Origin of the sequence: Streptomyces sp. WAC07094, assembly GCF_036320405.1 — a bacterium.
Classification (GTDB): Bacteria; Actinomycetota; Actinomycetes; order Streptomycetales; family Streptomycetaceae; genus Streptomyces; species Streptomyces lannensis.
Genome location: NZ_JAVMJZ010000001.1, coordinates 3,099,048 through 3,116,820 on the forward strand (window position 1 = coordinate 3,099,048; position 17,773 = coordinate 3,116,820).

Annotated in this window: 19 protein-coding genes; 7 read left to right on the plus strand and 12 right to left on the minus strand. The window is 72.2% G+C overall.

From position 1 onward, the window contains the following. Positions 1-88: 88 nt before the first annotated feature. Positions 89-772, plus strand: coding sequence for an O-methyltransferase (locus RCR19_RS13550; protein ID WP_331265381.1), 684 nt, complete (start codon positions 89-91; stop codon positions 770-772). A gap of 154 nt (positions 773-926) precedes the next feature. Here RCR19_RS13550 and RCR19_RS13555 read toward each other — a convergent pair whose 3' ends face one another. Next, positions 927-1,094, minus strand: coding sequence for a DUF3117 domain-containing protein (locus RCR19_RS13555; RefSeq protein ID WP_003966491.1), 168 nt, complete (start codon positions 1,092-1,094; stop codon positions 927-929). 373 nt (positions 1,095-1,467) lie between these two features. Between RCR19_RS13555 and RCR19_RS13560 the strand changes: the two genes are divergently transcribed. After that, positions 1,468-2,271, plus strand: a complete 804-nt coding sequence (locus RCR19_RS13560) for an enoyl-CoA hydratase-related protein (protein WP_331269425.1) — start codon at positions 1,468-1,470, stop codon at positions 2,269-2,271. 23 nt (positions 2,272-2,294) lie between these two features. Here RCR19_RS13560 and RCR19_RS13565 read toward each other — a convergent pair whose 3' ends face one another. Both RCR19_RS13565 and RCR19_RS13570 read right to left on the minus strand, forming a co-directional pair. Beyond that, positions 2,295-2,876 carry a DNA-3-methyladenine glycosylase I gene (locus RCR19_RS13565; RefSeq protein WP_331265382.1) on the minus strand — a complete coding sequence of 194 codons (582 nt, stop codon included), beginning with the start codon at positions 2,874-2,876 and terminating at the stop codon, positions 2,295-2,297. Further along, positions 2,873-3,220 carry a DivIVA domain-containing protein gene (locus RCR19_RS13570; RefSeq protein ID WP_331265383.1) on the minus strand — a complete coding sequence of 116 codons (348 nt, stop codon included), beginning with the start codon at positions 3,218-3,220 and terminating at the stop codon, positions 2,873-2,875. The genes RCR19_RS13565 and RCR19_RS13570 overlap by 4 nt, the downstream gene beginning before the upstream one ends. A gap of 151 nt (positions 3,221-3,371) precedes the next feature. Between RCR19_RS13570 and folP the strand changes: the two genes are divergently transcribed. Beyond that, on the plus strand, positions 3,372-4,232 hold the full coding sequence (folP, locus tag RCR19_RS13575; protein ID WP_331265384.1) for a dihydropteroate synthase: 861 nt from the start codon (positions 3,372-3,374) through the stop codon (positions 4,230-4,232). An 80-nt stretch (positions 4,233-4,312) separates the two neighbouring features. On the opposite strand, the gene RCR19_RS13580 is transcribed toward folP, so the two are convergent. Beyond that, the gene (locus tag RCR19_RS13580) at positions 4,313-5,071 is read right to left on the minus strand and encodes a TIGR00730 family Rossman fold protein (RefSeq protein ID WP_331265385.1); all 759 of its coding nucleotides are present in this window, start codon (positions 5,069-5,071) and stop codon (positions 4,313-4,315) included. 114 nt (positions 5,072-5,185) lie between these two features. Continuing rightward, positions 5,186-6,265 (minus strand): succinyl-diaminopimelate desuccinylase, encoded by a 1,080-nt coding sequence (gene dapE / locus RCR19_RS13585; protein ID WP_331265386.1) that lies wholly within the window; start codon positions 6,263-6,265, stop codon positions 5,186-5,188. A gap of 95 nt (positions 6,266-6,360) precedes the next feature. On the opposite strand from dapE, the gene RCR19_RS13590 reads away from it, so the two are divergent. Further along, positions 6,361-7,317 (plus strand): heavy metal transporter, encoded by a 957-nt coding sequence (locus RCR19_RS13590; protein WP_331265387.1) that lies wholly within the window; start codon positions 6,361-6,363, stop codon positions 7,315-7,317. 324 nt (positions 7,318-7,641) lie between these two features. Further along, complete coding sequence (locus tag RCR19_RS13595) at positions 7,642-8,091, plus strand: ATP-binding protein (protein ID WP_331265388.1); 450 nt, start codon at positions 7,642-7,644, stop codon at positions 8,089-8,091. Positions 8,092-8,145: 54 nt separating this feature from the next. On the opposite strand, the gene RCR19_RS13600 is transcribed toward RCR19_RS13595, so the two are convergent. Further along, positions 8,146-9,258 (minus strand): bifunctional succinyldiaminopimelate transaminase/glutamate-prephenate aminotransferase, encoded by a 1,113-nt coding sequence (locus tag RCR19_RS13600; RefSeq protein ID WP_331265389.1) that lies wholly within the window; start codon positions 9,256-9,258, stop codon positions 8,146-8,148. Between the two features lie 219 nt (positions 9,259-9,477). Continuing rightward, complete coding sequence (fdxA, locus tag RCR19_RS13605) at positions 9,478-9,798, minus strand: ferredoxin (RefSeq protein ID WP_043443616.1); 321 nt, start codon at positions 9,796-9,798, stop codon at positions 9,478-9,480. A gap of 140 nt (positions 9,799-9,938) precedes the next feature. On the opposite strand from fdxA, the gene RCR19_RS13610 reads away from it, so the two are divergent. Both RCR19_RS13610 and RCR19_RS13615 read left to right on the plus strand, forming a co-directional pair. Then, entirely contained in the window at positions 9,939-11,039 is a 1,101-nt protein-coding gene (locus tag RCR19_RS13610) for a GNAT family N-acetyltransferase (RefSeq protein ID WP_331265390.1), read from the plus strand. Between the two features lie 17 nt (positions 11,040-11,056). Beyond that, positions 11,057-11,908, plus strand: a complete 852-nt coding sequence (locus RCR19_RS13615) for a transglutaminase-like domain-containing protein (protein WP_331265391.1) — start codon at positions 11,057-11,059, stop codon at positions 11,906-11,908. Between the two features lie 79 nt (positions 11,909-11,987). On the opposite strand, the gene RCR19_RS13620 is transcribed toward RCR19_RS13615, so the two are convergent. From RCR19_RS13620 to RCR19_RS13640, 5 genes are all read right to left on the minus strand, one after another. Then, a complete protein-coding gene (locus tag RCR19_RS13620) occupies positions 11,988-12,602 on the minus strand; it encodes a response regulator transcription factor (RefSeq protein ID WP_331265392.1) in 615 nt (204 codons plus the stop codon). Next, positions 12,599-13,792: a histidine kinase gene (locus RCR19_RS13625; RefSeq protein WP_331269426.1), complete on the minus strand. Its 1,194-nt coding sequence runs from the start codon at positions 13,790-13,792 to the stop codon at positions 12,599-12,601. The genes RCR19_RS13620 and RCR19_RS13625 overlap by 4 nt, the downstream gene beginning before the upstream one ends. Positions 13,793-13,797: 5 nt before the next feature. Continuing rightward, entirely contained in the window at positions 13,798-14,541 is a 744-nt protein-coding gene (locus tag RCR19_RS13630) for an ABC transporter permease (RefSeq protein WP_331265393.1), read from the minus strand. Further along, a complete protein-coding gene (locus tag RCR19_RS13635) occupies positions 14,538-15,461 on the minus strand; it encodes an ABC transporter ATP-binding protein (RefSeq protein WP_331265394.1) in 924 nt (307 codons plus the stop codon). Before RCR19_RS13635 ends, RCR19_RS13630 begins: the two co-directional genes overlap by 4 nt. Before the next feature lie 134 nt (positions 15,462-15,595). Then, positions 15,596-17,731: a hypothetical protein gene (locus RCR19_RS13640; RefSeq protein WP_331265395.1), complete on the minus strand. Its 2,136-nt coding sequence runs from the start codon at positions 17,729-17,731 to the stop codon at positions 15,596-15,598. Between the last annotated feature and the right edge of the window lie 42 nt (positions 17,732-17,773).

Here is a 17,773-nt window from a genome sequence, read left to right on the forward strand (position 1 = left end):
CGGCGTCCGGTTCCATCCGTTTGCCCCCGTCTTTCCCCCGTCGCTCTTCCCACCCTTGTAAACGCCTGGTCCCATCTGCGGGTTCCCGGTGGCAACGGATACAGTCACGCCCAGGCAATCACGGGGACAGGAGAGGGTCATTACCGGCAACCGGCAGACGAGCTGGGCGTTCGCCGACGCCTATGTCGCCGAGGACGACGCGCTGCACTGGGCCCGTGAGCGGGCCCGTGAAGCGGGGTTGCGCTCGGTGTCGCCCGGCACGGGCGCCGCGCTGCGGGTGCTCGCCGCCACCGTGGACGCGAAGGCGGTGGCGGAGATCGGGACCGGCTGCGGTGTCTCCGGGATCCATCTGCTGCACGGCATGCGGCCGGACGGGGTGCTGACCACCGTGGACCCGGAGCCGGAGCACCAGCAGTTCGCGCGCCAGGCCTTCCGCGCCTGTGGTTTCGCCAGCAATCGCGCCCGGATCATTCCCGGGCGCGCACTGGACGTGCTGCCCCGGCTCGCGGACGCCGGCTACGACCTCGTCTTCTGCGACGGCGACCGGCTCGAAGTCCTCGACTACCTCGCCGAATCGTTGCGTCTGCTGCGCCCGGGCGGGCTCGTCGTCTTCGAGGGCGTTTTCGCCAACGGGCGCACGGTGGGCTCCGGGCCCCAGCCCACCGAGGTCCTGCGCCTGCGGGAACTGCTGCGTGCCGTACGCGAGAGCGGGGACCTGGTGCCCTCGCTGCTGCCGGTCGGCGACGGGCTGCTCTGCGCGGTCAAGCGCTGAGGCAACGGACCGCGGACGGCGTCCGGGCCGCCGGCGCACGCGCCGCAGCAGGCCGTGTCCCCTGGAAGGACCGGGGCCCCACCCCTCGAAAACAGCCGCCCCGGCACCGCGTACGATGCCGGGGCGGCCGAAAACCGTGGTCGGTGGCGCGTCGTCAGCCGACAACCTTCTTGAGGGCGTCGCCGAGCGCGTCGGCCTCGTCAGGGGTCAACTCGACGACGAGCCGACCGCCGCCTTCGAGCGGAACGCGCATGACGATGCCCCGCCCCTCCTTGGTCACCTCGAGCGGGCCGTCGCCCGTCCGCGGCTTCATGGCCGCCATGCTCGTTCCCCTTCCTGAAACCAGCTCATCGTCAGCCGACGGCCCACCGAAGGGCGGGCGGTCCTTCACAGGACACGCGACACCGGCATCGAACACATTGCTTCCAAGCCATTATCCCGCATCGCAGGACCCGATGACCAACATCAGTCGGCATCGCTTGGGCAACACGCGCGAGCAAAACCACTCAATTCGGCGATGTGGCTGTAATACTTCGCTCCCGCACGGACATTCTGCGTCCCGGACGCGCACCGGAATTCTTTGACGCAGGTCACACGACCGTTCCATTCGCCGGGCGATGATCTCCGCCATGCTGTCCTTCGACGCAGGGCGTACCGACGGGTACGACGGAGCCGCGACACCGGAGGGGACCACCATGGCCGACACCGTGCTCTACGAGGTGAGCGACGGACTCGCGACGATCACGCTGAACCGCCCCGAGGCGATGAACGCCCTGAACATCGCGACCAAGGTCGCCCTCAGGGACGCGGCCCGGGAGGCGGCGGCCGACGAGGCCGTGCGCGCGATCCTGCTCACCGCCGCCGGGGACCGCGCCTTCTGCGTGGGGCAGGACCTCAAGGAGCACATCGGACTGCTCCAGGCCCAGGACCCCGGCTCCGACGCCGGCGTGATGAGCACCGTACGGGAGCACTACAACCCCATCGTGCGGGCGCTGACCGGAGCGCCGAAGCCGGTGGTCGCCGCCGTGAACGGGGTGGCGGCCGGGGCCGGCTTCGGATTCGCCCTCGCCGCGGACTACCGGATCGTCGCGGACACGGCGGCCTTCAACACCTCGTTCGCCGGGGTCGCACTCACCGCGGACTCCGGGATCTCCTGGACCCTGCCGCGGGTCGTCGGCCCCTCCCGCGCCGCGGACCTGCTGCTCTTCCCGCGCAGCGTCAGCGCCCAGCAGGCCTACGAGTGGGGCATCGCGAACCGGCTGGTGCCCGCGGCCGAGCTGCGTACGGAGGCCGAGAAGGTGGCCCGTTCGCTGGCCGAGGGGCCGACGCTCGCCTACGCCGCCCTGAAGGAGTCCCTCGCCTTCGGCCTCGCCCACTCCCTCGACGAGACCCTCGAGAAGGAGGACGAGCTGCAGAGCCGCGCGGGAGCCTCGCAGGACCACACCATCGCGGTGCGGGCGTTCGTCGGCAAGGAGAAGCCGAAGTACGTGGGCCGCTGAGGACGGCCTACCGCCGCCCGGGGTCAGCTGCTCCGGGCGGCGCAGTCGGCGAGGTGGTCGTCCACCAGCCCGCAGGCCTGCATCAGCGCGTACGCCGTCGTCGGGCCGACGAAGCGGATGCCGCGCCCCTTGAGCGCCTTGGACAGAGCGGTCGACTCGGCGGTGACCGCCGGTACGTCGGAGAGTGTCCCCGGTGCGGGGCGTGAGGCCCGGTCCGGCGCGAACGACCAGATCAGCTCGTCGAGCTCGCCGGGTGCCCATTCGGCCAGCAGGCGTGCGTTGGCGAGCGTCGCCGAGATCTTGGCGCGATTGCGGATGATGCCCGGGTCGGCCAGCAGGCGCTCCTGGTCGGCCTCCGTGAAGGCGGCCACCTTGGCGATCCGGAAATCCGCGAAGGCGGCGCGGAAGCCTTCGCGGCGGCGCAGGATCGTGATCCACGACAGTCCGGACTGGAAGGCCTCCAGGCTCAGCCGCTCGTACAGCGCGTCGTCACCGCGGACCGGGCGTCCCCACTCCTCGTCGTGGTAGGCCACGTAGTCCTCGGTGGACAGGGCCCAGGGGCAGCGCAGCACACCGTCGGGCCCCGGGACGGCCGCGCCGCTCATCGCTGCTCCCCATCGGCCGGCTTGTCCATGGGGACGCCGTGCCCGCGGGAACCGGCGAGCGCGGCCTCCAGATCGGCGATGCGGGAGTCACGCTCGGCGATCTCGGCGCCGAGGCGGCCGAGCGCGTCGTCCACGTCCGCCATGCGGTAGCCGCGGACCGCCAGCGGAAAGCGCAGGGCCTCCACGTCCGCGCGGCCGACCGGGCGGTCGGGCGGCAGCGGGTCGTCGTAGCGCTCGGGTGCCGCCTCCGGCAGGGGTGCGCTCTCGCCGCCGCCCACCACGGCCAGTGTCACCGCGGCGACCACGACGGCGAGCGCGACGACCAGGAACAAGAACATGTACATCGGTGAGGTCCCCACGCTCGGTGCCGGCGCGCTGCGCGCCGACGCGGAATTGCCGACGTCGAATCCGTCTGGGTCAGATCGTGCCATGCGGCACCGACGATTAAGGTCGCAGGCGGCGAAGGAACGGGACGCACGGAAGAGGTCACAGGGGATGCTCAGGCTGGGCAGGCGGGAATTCGGCGAGCACGAGCCGGTGATCATGGCGATCGTGAACCGGACCCCGGACTCCTTCTACGACCAGGGGGCCACGTTCCGCGACGAGCCCGCCCTCGCGCGCGTGGAACAGGCGGTGGCGGACGGCGCCGCGATCATCGACATCGGCGGGGTCAAGGCGGGACCGGGCGAGGAGGTCACGGCCCAGGAGGAGGCACGGCGGACGGTCGGCTTCGTCACGGAGGTGCGGCGGCGTTTCCCCGACGTCGTGATCAGCGTGGACACCTGGCGGCACGAGGTCGGCGAGGCGGTGTGCGAGGCGGGTGCGGACCTGCTCAACGACGCGTGGGGCGGGGTCGACCCGCGGCTCGCCGAGGTCGCGGCGCGGTACCGGGTGGGGCTGGTGTGCACCCACGCGGGGGGCGCGCAGCCGCGGACCCGTCCGCACCGGGTGACCTACGACGACGTGATGGCCGACATCCTCCGGGTGACCGTGGGGCTGGCCGAGCGGGCGGTCGCCCTGGGCGTGCCGCGTGAGTCGGTGCTGATCGACCCGGGCCACGACTTCGGGAAGAACACCCGGCACAGCCTGGAGGCGACGCGGCGGCTGGAGGAGATGACCGCCACCGGGTGGCCCGTGCTGGTGTCGCTGTCCAACAAGGACTTCGTGGGCGAGACGCTGGACCGGCCGGTGAAGGAGCGCGTGCTGGGGACGCTGGCGACCACGGCGGTCTCGGCGTGGCTGGGGGCGCAGGTGTACCGGGTGCACGAGGTGGCCGAGACACGGCAGGTCCTGGACATGGTGGCGTCCATCGCGGGCCACCGCCCGCCCGCCGTGGCCCGCCGCGGGCTGGCGTAGCCCACCCGGGCGGGGGAGGCCTCCGGCGAGGCCCGGGGTGCGCGCGGGTACGCGGCGCACCCCAGGGGTGCCGTCGGACCCTAGCGCGCGGCCTCCTTGGAGACGAGTTCCACCGCCTCGTCCACGTCGTCCGTCAGGTGGAACAGGAGCAGGTCCTTCTCCGCCGCCTTCCCCTCGGCCACCAGGGTGTGCTTGAGCCAGTCCACCAGGCCGCCCCAGTACGACGTGCCGTACAGCACGATCGGGAAACGGGTCACCTTCTGGGTCTGGACCAGGGTCAGTGCCTCGAAGAGCTCGTCCAGCGTGCCGAGGCCGCCCGGCAGGACGACGAACCCCTGCGCGTACTTCACGAACATCATCTTGCGCACGAAGAAGTAGCGGAAGTTCAGCCCGATGTCGACGTACGGGTTCAGCCCCTGCTCGAAGGGGAGCTCGATGCCGAGGCCGACCGAGATCCCCTTGGCCTCGCAGGCGCCCCTGTTCGCCGCCTCCATCGCCCCGGGGCCACCTCCGGTGATCACCGCCCAGCCGGCCTCCACGAGGCCGCGCCCGAGCCGCACGCCCGCCTCGTACTCGGGCGAGTCCACCGCTGTCCGCGCCGAGCCGAACACACTGATCGCGGGCGGGAGTTCGGCCAGCGTGCCGAATCCCTCGATGAACTCCGACTGGATGCGAAGGACACGCCACGGATCCGTGTGGACCCAGTCCGAGGGTCCACCCGCGTCCAGCAGCCGCTGGTCGGTGGTGCTCCTCGTCACCTGGCCGCGTCTGCGCAGCACCGGTCCGAGCCGCTGCTCGTCCGGCGGCACCTTCTTGCCCTCGGGGTTGCCGGTAGGCATGTGCGCTCCCTCCGCTCGGGCGTCGTTCCACCCCAGCGTAGATCCACGCGGGTTAAGGACGGGGTACGCCCGCATGACCGCCATGAAGCGACGTTCCCCACAACCGGCGGCAGGTCAGGAGGTCAGCCAGGCCCTCAGGCGCTCCTCCCCGGCGAGGATCTTGGCCGTGTCGACGCGCTCGTCCCGTTTGTGCGCCAAATGCGGGTTCCCGGGTCCGTAGTTGACCGCCGGGACGCCCAGCCCGCTGAAGCGGGACACGTCCGTCCACCCGTACTTGGGTTGCGGGGTGCCCCCGACCGCCTCGATGAACGCCGCCGCGGCGGGGTGCGAGAGCCCGGGCAGGGCGCCGCCGCTGTGGTCGACGACCGTGAACTCCTCCACCCCGCAGTCCGCGAACACGTCCCGGACGTGCGCGATCGCCTCCGCCTCGGAGCGGTCCGGGGCGTAGCGGAAGTTGACCGTGACCACGCACTCGTCGGGGATCACGTTTCCGGCGACCCCGCCCGAGATGCGGACCGCGTTCAGGCCCTCCCGGTACTCCAGGCCGTCGATCACCGGGTGGCGCGGTTCGTAGGCGGCCAGTCGGGCCAGGATCGGGGACGCCGCATGGATCGCGTTGGAGCCCATCCAGCCGCGCGCCGAATGGGCCCGCTCGCCCCTGGTCCTCAGCTCGACCCGAAGCGTGCCCTGGCAGCCGCCCTCGACCTGGCCGTCGGACGGCTCGAGCAGCACCGCGAAGTCGCCCTTCAGCCAGTCCGGATGGGCGTCCGCCACATGCCCGAGACCGTTCAGGTGCGCCTCGACCTCCTCGTTGTCGTAGAAGACGAACGTGAGGTCGCGGTTGGGTGCCGGGACGGTAGCGGCGATACGGAGCTGGACCGCGACGCCCGACTTCATGTCGCAGGTGCCGCAGCCCCACAGCACGCCGTCGCCGTCGAGGCGGGAGGGCACGTTGTCCGCGATGGGGACCGTGTCGATGTGGCCCGCCAGAATGACGCGTTCCCGCCGTCCGAGACGGGTCCGGGCCACGACGTTGTTGCCGTACCGATCGACGGTCAGATGGGGCAGATCGCGCAGGGCAGCCTCGATCGCGTCCGCGAGGGACTTCTCATTGCCGCTCTCGGAGGGGAAGTCGACGAGCCGCGCGGTCAGCCGCGCGGCGTCCAGCGTGAGGTCAAGAGGGGTGTCCGCCATGCCGTCGACCCTAGCGCGCCCGGCCGCACACACCGGCACCACGAGTTGTCCACAACCCCGGCATACCCATGGGTCTGCTCCAGTACCTTGTACGGGTGTCAGAGCCGTCCCCCAAGCCCAAACGCCGCGGCCGCCTCCTCCGATTCGGGGCGGCCCTCGTGGTCCTGCTCGCCGTAGCCGGCTACCTCACCGTCCAGTACCTCACCGGCTCGGCCGCGCCGAAGTGCCGGGTCGTATCGGCCAAGGGCGGCCAGACGTCGTACGAGTTCACCCCCGAGCAGGCGGTCAACGCGGCGACGATCTCCGCCGTCGGCACCACACGGGGCATGTCGGAGCGCGCCGTGACCATCGCCCTCGCGACCGCGATCCAGGAGTCCGGACTGCGCAACATCGGGCACGGCGACCGGGACTCGCTCGGCCTGTTCCAGCAACGCCCCTCGCAGGGCTGGGGCACCAGCAAGCAGATCATGGATCCCACGTACGCGTCAGGCGTGTTCTACGACCACCTGGTCAAGGTCCCCGACTACTCCCGGCTGCCGCTGACCGTGGCCGCGCAGCGCGTGCAGCGCAGCGGCTATCCCGAGGCGTACGCGAAGCACGAGCCCGACGCGGTGCTGCTCGCCGCCGCACTGACCGGGCACGCGGCCGCCACGCTGACCTGCCAGGGACGCCCCACGCCGACGGTGGGCGGCGGCCCCGACGCCGTACGGGCCGCGCTCGTCAGGGACTTCGGGCGCGACGTGCTGCAGACGGCCGGCGCGGAGGTGGGCAAGGGGAGGTCGACGTCCTCCCCCATGGCCGCGGTGACGTCCGCCGCCGACGCCGTGACGGTCCCGGTGCCCCGGAAGTCCACGGCCTCGGGCACCGTCCGCGAGCGCGGCTGGGAGCTGGCGCACTGGGCTGTCGCCAACTCCTCGGCGCTGCACATCGCGCGCGTCTCCTACGCGGGCCGCGAGTGGTCGCGCGGGGGCTTCGCGGACGAGTGGCGTGCCGCCGGCGGCTCCGGCGCGAAGGCGTCGGAATCCGAAGTCCGTATCGTCACCGGCGAATAACCCGGGCAGCAGTACGGCACCTCACCCTTCCGGGTACTGCGCGGCGCGCCTCGTCGACGGGGCGCGCCGTTTTGCGCGCGGCCGTCGCGGTGTCCACCGAAACCCTTGGGGGCAAAGGGCTGTAAGGATTCGGCGGCCTTTCCGGCGGGACGCCGTTTGCCCGATTTCCTCCCCACCCGATAATGCGACACATTACCAACTCTTTACATCGGGGCACCGCAACCTTCGAGGGCTTCGAGCGGTAGTCACTGCGTCCGATCCCGGAACGATCAACCTCTGGGTGGTGACGGACACTTCACCGTTCTCTCCCGTCAAAGGAGCATCATGTCCCTCCCCCTGACCCGCAGGATCGCCCGTGTCGCGCTGCTCATCGCAGCGGGAGCGGCGCCCGTGGTCGGTGCGGCCGGCTCCGCCGGCGCGGCGACGACCGACCTGCCGGCCAACCCGGAGCTCGCCGGGCTGACCGCCCTGGACAACGCACAGCTGGGCACCGGCGTCGACGGCGCGGCCCAGAAGGTCGACGGTGCGGCCCAGAAGGTCACCGGGCTCGCGGGTGACGCCGGCAGCCGGACGGTCAAGGCCGGCGGCGGGACGGTCAAGAAGGTGGCGCCGACCGCGAACGCCACCGGTGGGAACGTCGTCAGGAAGGCCGCGCCGGTCGCGCAGAAGGTGGCGGCGGACGCCACGGGCCAGGCCGATGGCCTGCTCGGCGGGACCGCCAGGACCGGGCTGCCGGGACAGCTGCCGGTGCAGGGCCTGCCGCTGGGCGGCTGAGCGGGGCACGCCGTATGCCTGAGGGGGTCCGGGGCGCCGCCGCCCCGGACCCCCTCAGGACTGTCGGCCGTCGGCCCAGAGCCGCTCCACCGCCGCCGCGATGCGTTCGTCCGTGGCCGTCAGGGCCACCCGGACGAACCTCTCGCCCGCGGGACCGTAGAAGTCACCGGGAGCGACCAGGATGCCCAGGTCTGCGAGGTGCGAGACTGTCTGCCAGCACGACTCGTCGCGGGTCGCCCACAGATACAGGCTCGCCTCGCTGTGCTCGATGCGGAAACCGTGCTTCAGCAGGGCCTCGCGCAGCATCGTCCGGCGGGCGGCGTAGCGCTCGCGCTGCTCACGCACATGCGCGTCGTCGCTCAGCGCGGCGACCACGGCCGCCTGCGTCGGTGCGGACGTCATCATGCCGCCGTGCTTGCGGATCTCCAGAAGAGGGCCGAGGACCGCCGGATCGCCCGCCAGGAACGCCGCCCGGTAGCCCGCGAGGTTCGACCGCTTGGACAGCGAGTGCACCGCGACGATGCCGTCGTACGAACCGCCGCACACGTCCGGGTGCAGGACGGAGACCGGATCGGCCTCCCAGCCCAGTTCGAGGTAGCACTCGTCGGAGACGACCAGCACGCCGTGCTCACGCGCCCAGGACACGATCCGGGCCAGTTCCTCCTTGGCCAGCACCCTGCCCGTCGGGTTCGACGGCGAGTTGAGCCACAGCAGCTTCAGGTTCCCCGGGTCGAGCTCGGTCGGGTCGTCGTAGGCCACGTGGTCCGCGCGGGCCAGGCGCGCTCCGACCTCGTACGTCGGATAGGCCAGGCGCGGGTACGCGACCGTGTCGCCCGGGCCGAGACCCAGCTGGGTCGGAAGCCAGGCGACGAGTTCCTTGGAGCCGACGACGGGCAGCACATGGCGGTGGGTGACGTTCCGGGCGCCCAGGCGGCGCTCCACCCAGCCCGTGATCGCGTCGCGCAGCTCGGGCGTGCCCCAGACGGTCGGATAGCCCGGGGAGTCCGCGGCCGCCACGAGCGCCTTCTGGATCAGCTCGGGAACCGGGTCGACCGGAGTGCCGACGGACAGGTCGACGATCCCGCCCGCGTGCGCGGCGGCCGTCTTCTTGTAGGGCTCCAGCTTGTCCCAGGGGAAGGCCGGAAGCCGGTCGGATACTGCTGACACGGGGATCGGGCTCACTTTCTGCTACGACGGGCGCCCTTTTCGAGGCTGTGGGCGCCGAACGCCTCGGTCCCGTGCGGCGCGGCGGGCACCGTACCGGACCGAGGCGGCGTCGGCTCATTCCGCTTCCGGGGCGCGTCGGCCGGTGCCGGGGGGCCCGTCCGTGCTCGGCCCTTCGGGCCTGTGTGCACACGGACGCCCGGCACCGGTGCGCCCCGTCGCTTACTGGTTCATCGGGGGCAGCGCCGCGATGAAGGGGTGGTCGCGCTCGATCAGCCCCAGCTTGCTGGCACCACCGGGCGAGCCGAGCTCGTCGAAGAACTCGACGTTCGCCTTGTAGTAGTCCTTCCACTCCTCGGGAGTGTCATCCTCGTAGAAGATGGCCTCGACCGGGCAGACCGGCTCGCAGGCTCCACAGTCGACGCATTCGTCCGGGTGGATGTACAAGGACCGCTGGCCCTCGTAGATGCAGTCGACCGGGCACTCCTCGATGCACGCCTTGTCCTTGACGTCGACACAAGGCTCTGCGATGACGTAGGTCACGCTGTCGTTCCTCCTCGGTAGGGCGCTGGCGGGCCTCTTCAGGCTCCGCCGCCTGGCGCGCGGGAGCGCGGCGTCGTCGATGCCCGCACCTAGTATCTCCGTTCCTGGGCATGATCCGAACAGGAGGGGTGAACTGACCTGTGGAAATCTCTGCGGGCGGACGGCTCGAGGTCCGAATCACCGCTGCTGACGTGGGGAAACGCGTCTCCGTACGGCGGTGGAGGGAACATGCCGCCGAGGGTGAGAGGTTCACCGATACGGTCGGTGTTCTCACATCATGGGACGACGGTGTGCTCATGATCACGCGGCGGGACGGACAGAGCGTCAGGATCGCCGAATCATCACTGGTCGCGGGCAAGGTCGTGCCCGCGGCGCCCCCTGCCGCCCGTCCCCGCGCGGACGAGTCGCGACGGGCCGCGGCGGCCTCGGCGCGCCGCAGGGGGCCCGTGGCCTTCTACGAGGAGCTGGCGCGGATCTCCGCCCGGGCGTGGCAGCCGGTGGAGCGGGAGCGGATCGGCGACTGGGAGCTGCGTGCCGCCTCCGGATTCACCCGCCGGGCCAATTCGGTGCTGCCCCTCGGAGATCCCGGGACACCGCTGGACGAAGCGCTGGCGGCCGTACGGCGCTGGTACGCGGCGCGCGGCCTGCCGGCCCGGATACAGCTCGCCACCGGGGCGCAGGGCACCCAGGAACCGCTGCGCGCGAAGCTGGAGGCCCGTGGCTGGACACGGGAGGTCACCGCGGAGCTGTGGACCGGCGCACTGGCGCCACTGGCGGACCGTGAGGCGCCCACAGTCGTGCTGTCACGCACCGCGGACGAGCTGTGGCTCGCCCGCTACCAGCGCAGGGGGCTGGGCGAGGTGGCCCTGAAGGTACTGGGCAGTGGGCCCTCGGTGTGGTTCGCGGCGGTGCCCGGCGCGGAAGGTGCCCCGCCTGCGGCGATCGGACGATGTGTGGTGGACGGACGGTGGGCCGGTTTCGCTGCCGTGGAGGTCGCCCCGGAGCAGCGCCGGCGTGGCCTCGCCACGGCCGTGATGGCCGCACTGGCCCGGCAGGCGCTCCACGAGGGCGCCTCGGCGGCCTGGCTCCAGGTGGAGGCCGACAACGAGGGCGCGCGTGCGCTGTACACGGGACTCGGCTTCGAGGCGCATCATGCATATCACCACTACCGGGAGCCGAGGGGCTCGCGTGGTCCGGACGCCTGCGGCCGGGTGGTCACGGGTCCGGGACCGGTGGTGTGAGAGGTTTCGGGACCGCCATGCATGCCCCCTATCCCCCGGAGCCGGAACGGGCCGCCGAGGTGCGGCGCCGTTTCGGCGAAGAGGCGCGCTCCGCGCGGCCCGATCTCGCGGCCCTGTGCCTGCTCGTGTGCGCGGCGGCGGACGGAACGCTGGACGAGCCCGGGATGGACGCCGCGCAGATCGAGCTCGACCGGCTGGCCGGGCAGCTGCCGTTCGCACCGGGCGGGCCCGGGGCCTGGCTGAGCGCCCTCGCCGGGCTGCTCGGCGAGCGGTACGGGTTCCACGGCGCCCCCGCCGACTACGAGCGGCTGCAGTCCTCGCTGCTGCACGAGGTGCTGCACCGGCGACGCGGGCTGCCGATCCTGCTGTCGGTGGTGTGGATCGAGGTGGCGCGGCGGGCGGGCGCACCGGTGTACGGGGTCGCGCTGCCCGGCCACTTCGTCGTCGGGTTCGGCCCGGTGGCGGACCAGGTCCTGGCCGACCCCTTCGACGGGGGCCGGGTGCTGTCGCGCGACCACGCCGGGATGCTGGTCGCCGGGGCCACGGGAGCGCCGCTCGAACCTTCGATGCTCGCGCCCGCGGATCCGCTTCAGGTCGTGCTGCGGGTGCTCAACAACATACGCGCGTGGGCCGCCGCCCGGCCGGAACGGTCGGATGTCGCCCTGTGGGCCGTCGAGTTGTCGCTGCTGCTGCCGTCCCACCCGGCGCGGCTGCGCTACGAGCGCGCTCAACTGCTCGTGCAGCGGGGGGAATTCCTGCAAGGGGCCGCGGAACTCGACGCGTATGCCGAGGTGCTGTCCGCCGTCGACGAGGAGGCAGCCGACCGGATGCGGGGTCAGGCCCAGGCGGCCCGGGCGATGCTCAACTGAGGACTCGGCCGGGCACCGTGGCGGTGCCGTGCCACGTGCGCGGCCGAGTGGGGAACGGTGGTGGAGCCCCGTACGGGCGCTACAGCCACCCTTTCTCGCGCGCGATCCGGACCGCCTCCGCCCGGTTGCGGACCGCGAGTTTCTGGATCGCCGTCGAGAGGTAGTTGCGGACCGTGCCCTGGGACAGGTGCAGCGTCGCGGCCAGTTCCGCGTTGGTGGCCCCGCCCGCCGCCGCACGCAGCACCTCGCGCTCGCGGTCGGTCAGCGGATTGGCGCCGTCGGCGAGGGCGGCCGCCGCCAGTGTCGGGTCGATCACGCGCTCACCGGCGAGCACCTTCCGCACGGCCTCGGCGAGTTGGGCCGCGGGCGCGTCCTTCACCAGGAAGGCGTCGGCGCCCGCCTCCATCGCGGAGCGCAGATAGCCGGGCCGCCCGAACGTGGTGAGGACGACCACCTTGAGGGCCGGGAACTCCCGTCGGAGTTCGGCCGCCGCCTCGATCCCGGTCGCACCGGGCATCTCGATGTCGAGCAGCGCCACGTCCACCTCGTGGGCGCGCGCCGCCGCCGGCACCTCGTCACCGCGGGCGACCTGGGCGACGACCTCGATGTCCTCCTCCAGCCCCAGCAGCGCTGCCAGCGCCTCCCGGACCATCGACTGGTCCTCGGCGAGCAGGACCTTGATCGTGCGGCTCATGCCCCGGATCCTACGTCCGCCGCGCCGTCGGCCGGCACGCGGGCGACAAGCCGGAATCCGTGCTTGACGCGGCCCGCCTCCAGCGTCCCGGCGACCTTCTCCAACCGCTCGGTCAGACCCGTCAGCCCGTTTCCGGGTGCCTTGCCCGAGCCACCCGAGCCGTTGTCCTCCACGCAGAGCTCCAGCACCGGGCCGTCCAGGGTCTGCCGCCGGAGCACCTCCACCGTGCAGCGCTCCGCGCCGCTGTGCCGTACGACGTTGGTGACCGCCTCGCGCAGCGCCCAGGCCAGGGCGGACCCGTTGTCCTCCGGGACGCCGGCGAGGTCGGGTTCCGCCGGCACCTGCGCCGTGACCCCGGCGGCCGTCAGGGCGACCTGGGCCCCCGCGAGTTCGGCCGCCAGGCGGGGGCGCCGGTAGCCGGTGACCGCCTCGCGCACGTCGACGAGGGCCTGGCGGCTGACCTGTTCGATGTCGGCCACCTGCTGGGCCGCCTTGTCCGGATGGCCCGGGAGCATGCGACCGGCGAGCTCGCTCTTCAGGGTGATCAGGGAGAGCGAGTGGCCGAGCAGGTCGTGCAGATCACGGGCCAGCCGCAACCGCTCCTCATTGGCGGCGAGCTGGGCGACGGTGGCCCGGGCTTTGCGCAACTCGATCGTCGTCCGGATCAGTTGGCCGACGCCTGTCATCGCGTACCCGATGAGCAGCACCAGGACGACCAGGCTCCACAGGTCGTCCTCGCCGAGGCGCAGCGCGATGAGGAGCATCGCGGCGGCCGTGACGGGGATCGTCCAGTAGGCCGTCCGCAGCGGCAGGGTCGCCCCGCAGGCGACGGAGACGTAGACGAAGAGACCGAGCCAGGCCGAGCCGAGCGAGAAGGACAGCGCGGCGGCGAGAACGGCGAGGACGACGATGAGGGCACCGGCGAACGGGCGGGAGCTCGGACGGCCCATGTTCCGGAAGACGAGCATCAGATAGACCCCGACGAAGGCCACGAGGCCCAGCCAGCCGGCCACGGTCCCCGCGGTGGCGTGGTTCCCGGCGGCGAGGTCGTGGACCGGCGAGCTGAGGAAGACCAGCCACACGCCGATCCACAGCGACTTGCGCAGCAGTTCGGGACGGTTGCTGGGCGACTGCCCGAGACGCATCAGCCGCTCCGCCCGGGCTTCGTGGGTCCGCGGGTCCTCTGTCATCGCGCTCACGCCTTCAGCGTGTCCTTCCGGTACAGCCAGGCCGCCCCACCCGCGAACAGCACGAAGAACGCGACGAGGACGGCGATGTCCTCGGCGTGCGGGGCCCGGCTCTGTTCGATGGCCTGTCCGAGGGCAGCGTACGCATGGGTGGGCAGCCATTTCGCGATGTCCTGCAGCCAGCCCGGGAAGACCGCCGACGGCCACCACAGGCCGCCGAGGATCGACAGGCCGAAGTAGGTGATCATGGTGATCGGGCGGACGGCGTCACCGCTGGCGAGGTAGCCGATGGCCACTCCGAGCGCGGCGAAGACCAGGCTGCCTGCCCAGATGGCCCCGGTGAGGGCGAGCCACTGCCAGGCGTCCAGGCGGACGTCCTTCAGGGCCGCCGCGACCACGAAGACGACGACGATGGACGGCAGACTGACCACGGCCGCGCTGGCGGTCTTGGCGAGGACGTAGCCGCGCCCGGGCAGGGTGGTGAGCCGCAGCTGCCGCACCCAGCCGTTCTCGCGCTCCTTGGCGATGCGCTCGCTGTTGCCCATCAGCACGGCCGTCAGGGCACCGAAGGACGCCATGGAGACCATCATGTACGTCGCCACGGTCAGATCGCTCCCGGTGACCTTGGTGGTCGGACTGCCGGAGGTGCTCGAGATCAGCAGGAACAGGGCAGAGGGGTAGATCACCGAGAAGAACAGGAACTTGCGGTTGCGCAGTGCGCGGGCGAGTTCCAGCTTGATGAGGCTGTTCATGACTGCCGGGCCTCCTCGGCCTCAGTGATGGCGACGAAGGCCTGCTCGAGCCCGAGTCCGGCGACTTCGAGGTTGCGGGGGTAGACACCGAGGCCGTACAGCGCGTGGACGGTGGCGTCGGCGTCGGTGGACTGGATGCGGACGGTCTGCCCGGAGACGTCTATCGAGGTCAGGAAGGGCAGCGCGCGCAGTGGGGCCTCGTCGATCGTGCCCTCCAGGTCGAAGGAGACCCGGCGGGCACCCGCCTTCGCCTTGATCTCGGCGGCGGTGCCGTCGGCGAGGAGCCGCCCGCGGTGCAGGACCAGGACCCGGTCGGCGATCGCATCGGCCTCTTCGAGGTAGTGCGTGGCGAACAGCACCGTGCGTCCCTGGTCCGCCTGCTCGCGCATGGTGGCCCAGAATGCCTGGCGCGCCGCCACGTCCATGCCGGTGGTCGGCTCGTCGAGGACGATCAGATCGCTGTCGCCCGCGGTGGCGAGGGCGAAGCGGACGCGCTGCGCCTGACCTCCGGAGAGCTTGTTCACCTTGCGGTCGGCGATCTGCGAGATGCCCGCGCGGGCGAGCACATCGGCGGGCTTGTACGGCTTCGGGTGCAGATCGCAGGCGAGCCTGACCAGCTCGGCGACCGTGACCTCGTCCATCAGGCCACCGCTCTGCAGCATGGCGCCCACGCGCCCCGCGACGATGGCCTCGCGCGGGCCGGTCCCGAACACCCGGACGGTGCCGTCGTCGGCGTGCTTGAGGCCGAGCAGCAGGTCGAGGGCGGTCGACTTGCCGGCCCCGTTGGGCCCGAGCAGGGCCACCGTCTCGCCCGGGTGCAGCTCGAGTGACAGCCCGTCGACGGCCCGGACGGCCCCGTAGGCCTTGGTCACGCGGTCGAACCCGACCACCGGTCCGGTGGTCGTACGTGTCGTCGTCATGGCCCCATCGTGGCGGTGCCCGGGCCCCGGGAGGCAGTGCCGGGTGTCGTCACTGCGGCATGACAGATGTCATGCCGCACACGACGGCGAAAGGGCGCCCGGTCGCAACCGGGCGCCCTTCTGTGCCGCTTCGGTCAGCTCGGGTTCGTCTCGATCGTGGCGATCCGGTCCGCCGGGGTCTTCGCCAGCAGTGCCGGCCGGAGCGCCCCGATCACGTCCTCCACCGTGACCGCCGTCTTCTTGCCGGTGCCACGGTTGACGAGCACGCCGTCGAAGGTGTTGCCGTACAGCTCCTGCAGCGCCGCCCTGTCATAGGTGTCGACGAGCTTGCCGTTGACGGCCTTCACGCCGAGGAACTTCCACAGGGAGTTCTGGGGGCTGAAGGAGATGGTGTGCACCGCGTCCGTGCGCACCGTCACATTGCCGGACATCGCCGGCTCGGCGAACGCCTTCATCATCCGGTCGACCTCGGCGTTCGAGACCGTCGGCTTGCGGGTGGTCGTGGGGACCTTGACGGGCGCGGCGCTGTTCGTCTCCACCTGGGTGCGGTATGCCTGCTCGACGGCCGCGGTCGAGGCGCCGACGTCGATGCCCTTGCCCTCCTTGCCGTACACGGCGACGGCCTTGCCGGACTCGAACTTGATCCCGCCCTCGGTCATCGAACCGCTGCCGCCGGCGACGCCCTCGAGGGCGGCCTGCAGCTTCTCCTCGTCGACCGGCATCACCGGGTCGATCACGCGCTCCTGTCCGAAGAGGGAGCCGATCACCGACATCGGGTTGTAGTCGCTCTCCGCGGCGGCGGCGACGGTGGCCTTGCTGTCGAGCTGCAGGCCCGCCTGGTCCGGCTTGAGGGCGGTCGTCCTGCCGTCGACCGACAGCTGGAGCGGCTTGGCCGTACGGCTGCCGAGCCCGTCGTCGAGCTTCTGGATCGCCTCGTCACGCGTGCCGCCGCCGATGTCGACGCCGAGCACCGTGGTGCCCTTGGGGACGTCGGAGTGGTTCATCAGCAGCCCGGCACCGTAGGCCACACCGGCCACGACGACCAGCGCGCCGACCAGGAGCACCGTTTTGCTGCGCCCCTTCTTCCTGGCCGGCCTCGCGCTCGCGGAGGTCTGCGCCTTGGCGGGGTCGGGCAGCTTCGGCGGCGTGTGCGGCGCCGGCGTCTCGGGCTGGGTGGGCGCGAACGGGCCGTTCTGGGCGCCCGGCGGGACGACCGGGATGCCACTGGTGACGGTGTGCCCGGAGATGTGGTCGCCGGGGCCGCCGAAGCCCTGGCCGCCCGGGTCGGGCGCGGGCCTCTGCGGGGTGAGGATCGCCGTGTCGTCGCTCAGGCCGCCGGAACGTCCCTGGCCCGCGCCGGCACCGTGCGCGCCCGGCCCACCGGGACCGAAGGGGCCGCCCCCGCGCGCACCCGGGGTGCCGGGTGTCATCGGGCCGGGCCCACCGGGGACCGTGCCGGGGCCGCCGACGGGCGGGACGACGGGTCCGTCGCCCGTGACCGGGCCGCCGGTGGGACCCGACGGATGCTGCGCGCCGGGTTCGGAGAAGTAGGGCAGACCGTCACGGCCGGGGTCGGTGCCGCCGTCGGGGCGGATGACCGGCATCGACGCGGTGGTGGCGGCCACGGCCTCGGAGACGTCGAAGGAGCCGGTGCCACCGCCGTGCCCCGGCGCGACGGGTCCCGCGCCGGTGGCGCCCGGAAGCCCCTTGCCGTTCGTGCCGCCCGGGCGTGCGCCGAGCGGACCCGCGCCGCCCGTGCTCCCACCCGGCCGTGCGCCGGAGGCTCCCGGCCCGCCGGGCGCGGGCCGGGCCGCGTCCGGGCTCTGTATACCGCCGCCCGACGGCATGCCGGCGCCATTGGTCGACCCACCGCCCTGGGGGCCCTTGGCCGCCGAGGGCTTGCGGGGCGCGAACCAGTCGCTGGCCTTCTCCTCGGCCGGTGCCGGGGGCTGAGCGGGGGTGTCGTTGCCGGGCGGGCTCACGGGGCTCGGCGGCGGGGTGTCGACGCTCGGCTCGTCCGCGGTGTCGCCGCCCGCGACGGGCGTGCGCACGACGACCGGCGGGATCGGCCGCGACCCGGGGATGTTGATCCGGATCCGCGTCGTCAGTGTGGTCTCGGTCTTGCGTTCTTCCGGCTGGGCGGCCGGACGGCCCGGGGCGAGACCGTCCTCGGAAACCATGGGGGTCCCGTACGGCGGCGTCCCGGACGGGTAGGCGGCTCCGCCGCGCCCGTTGGGTCCGGCGGACGAACTGTCAGTTTCACGACTCAAGGCAGGTTCTCCCGGTTGGCTCCACCGCCTGTTTCGACCTCA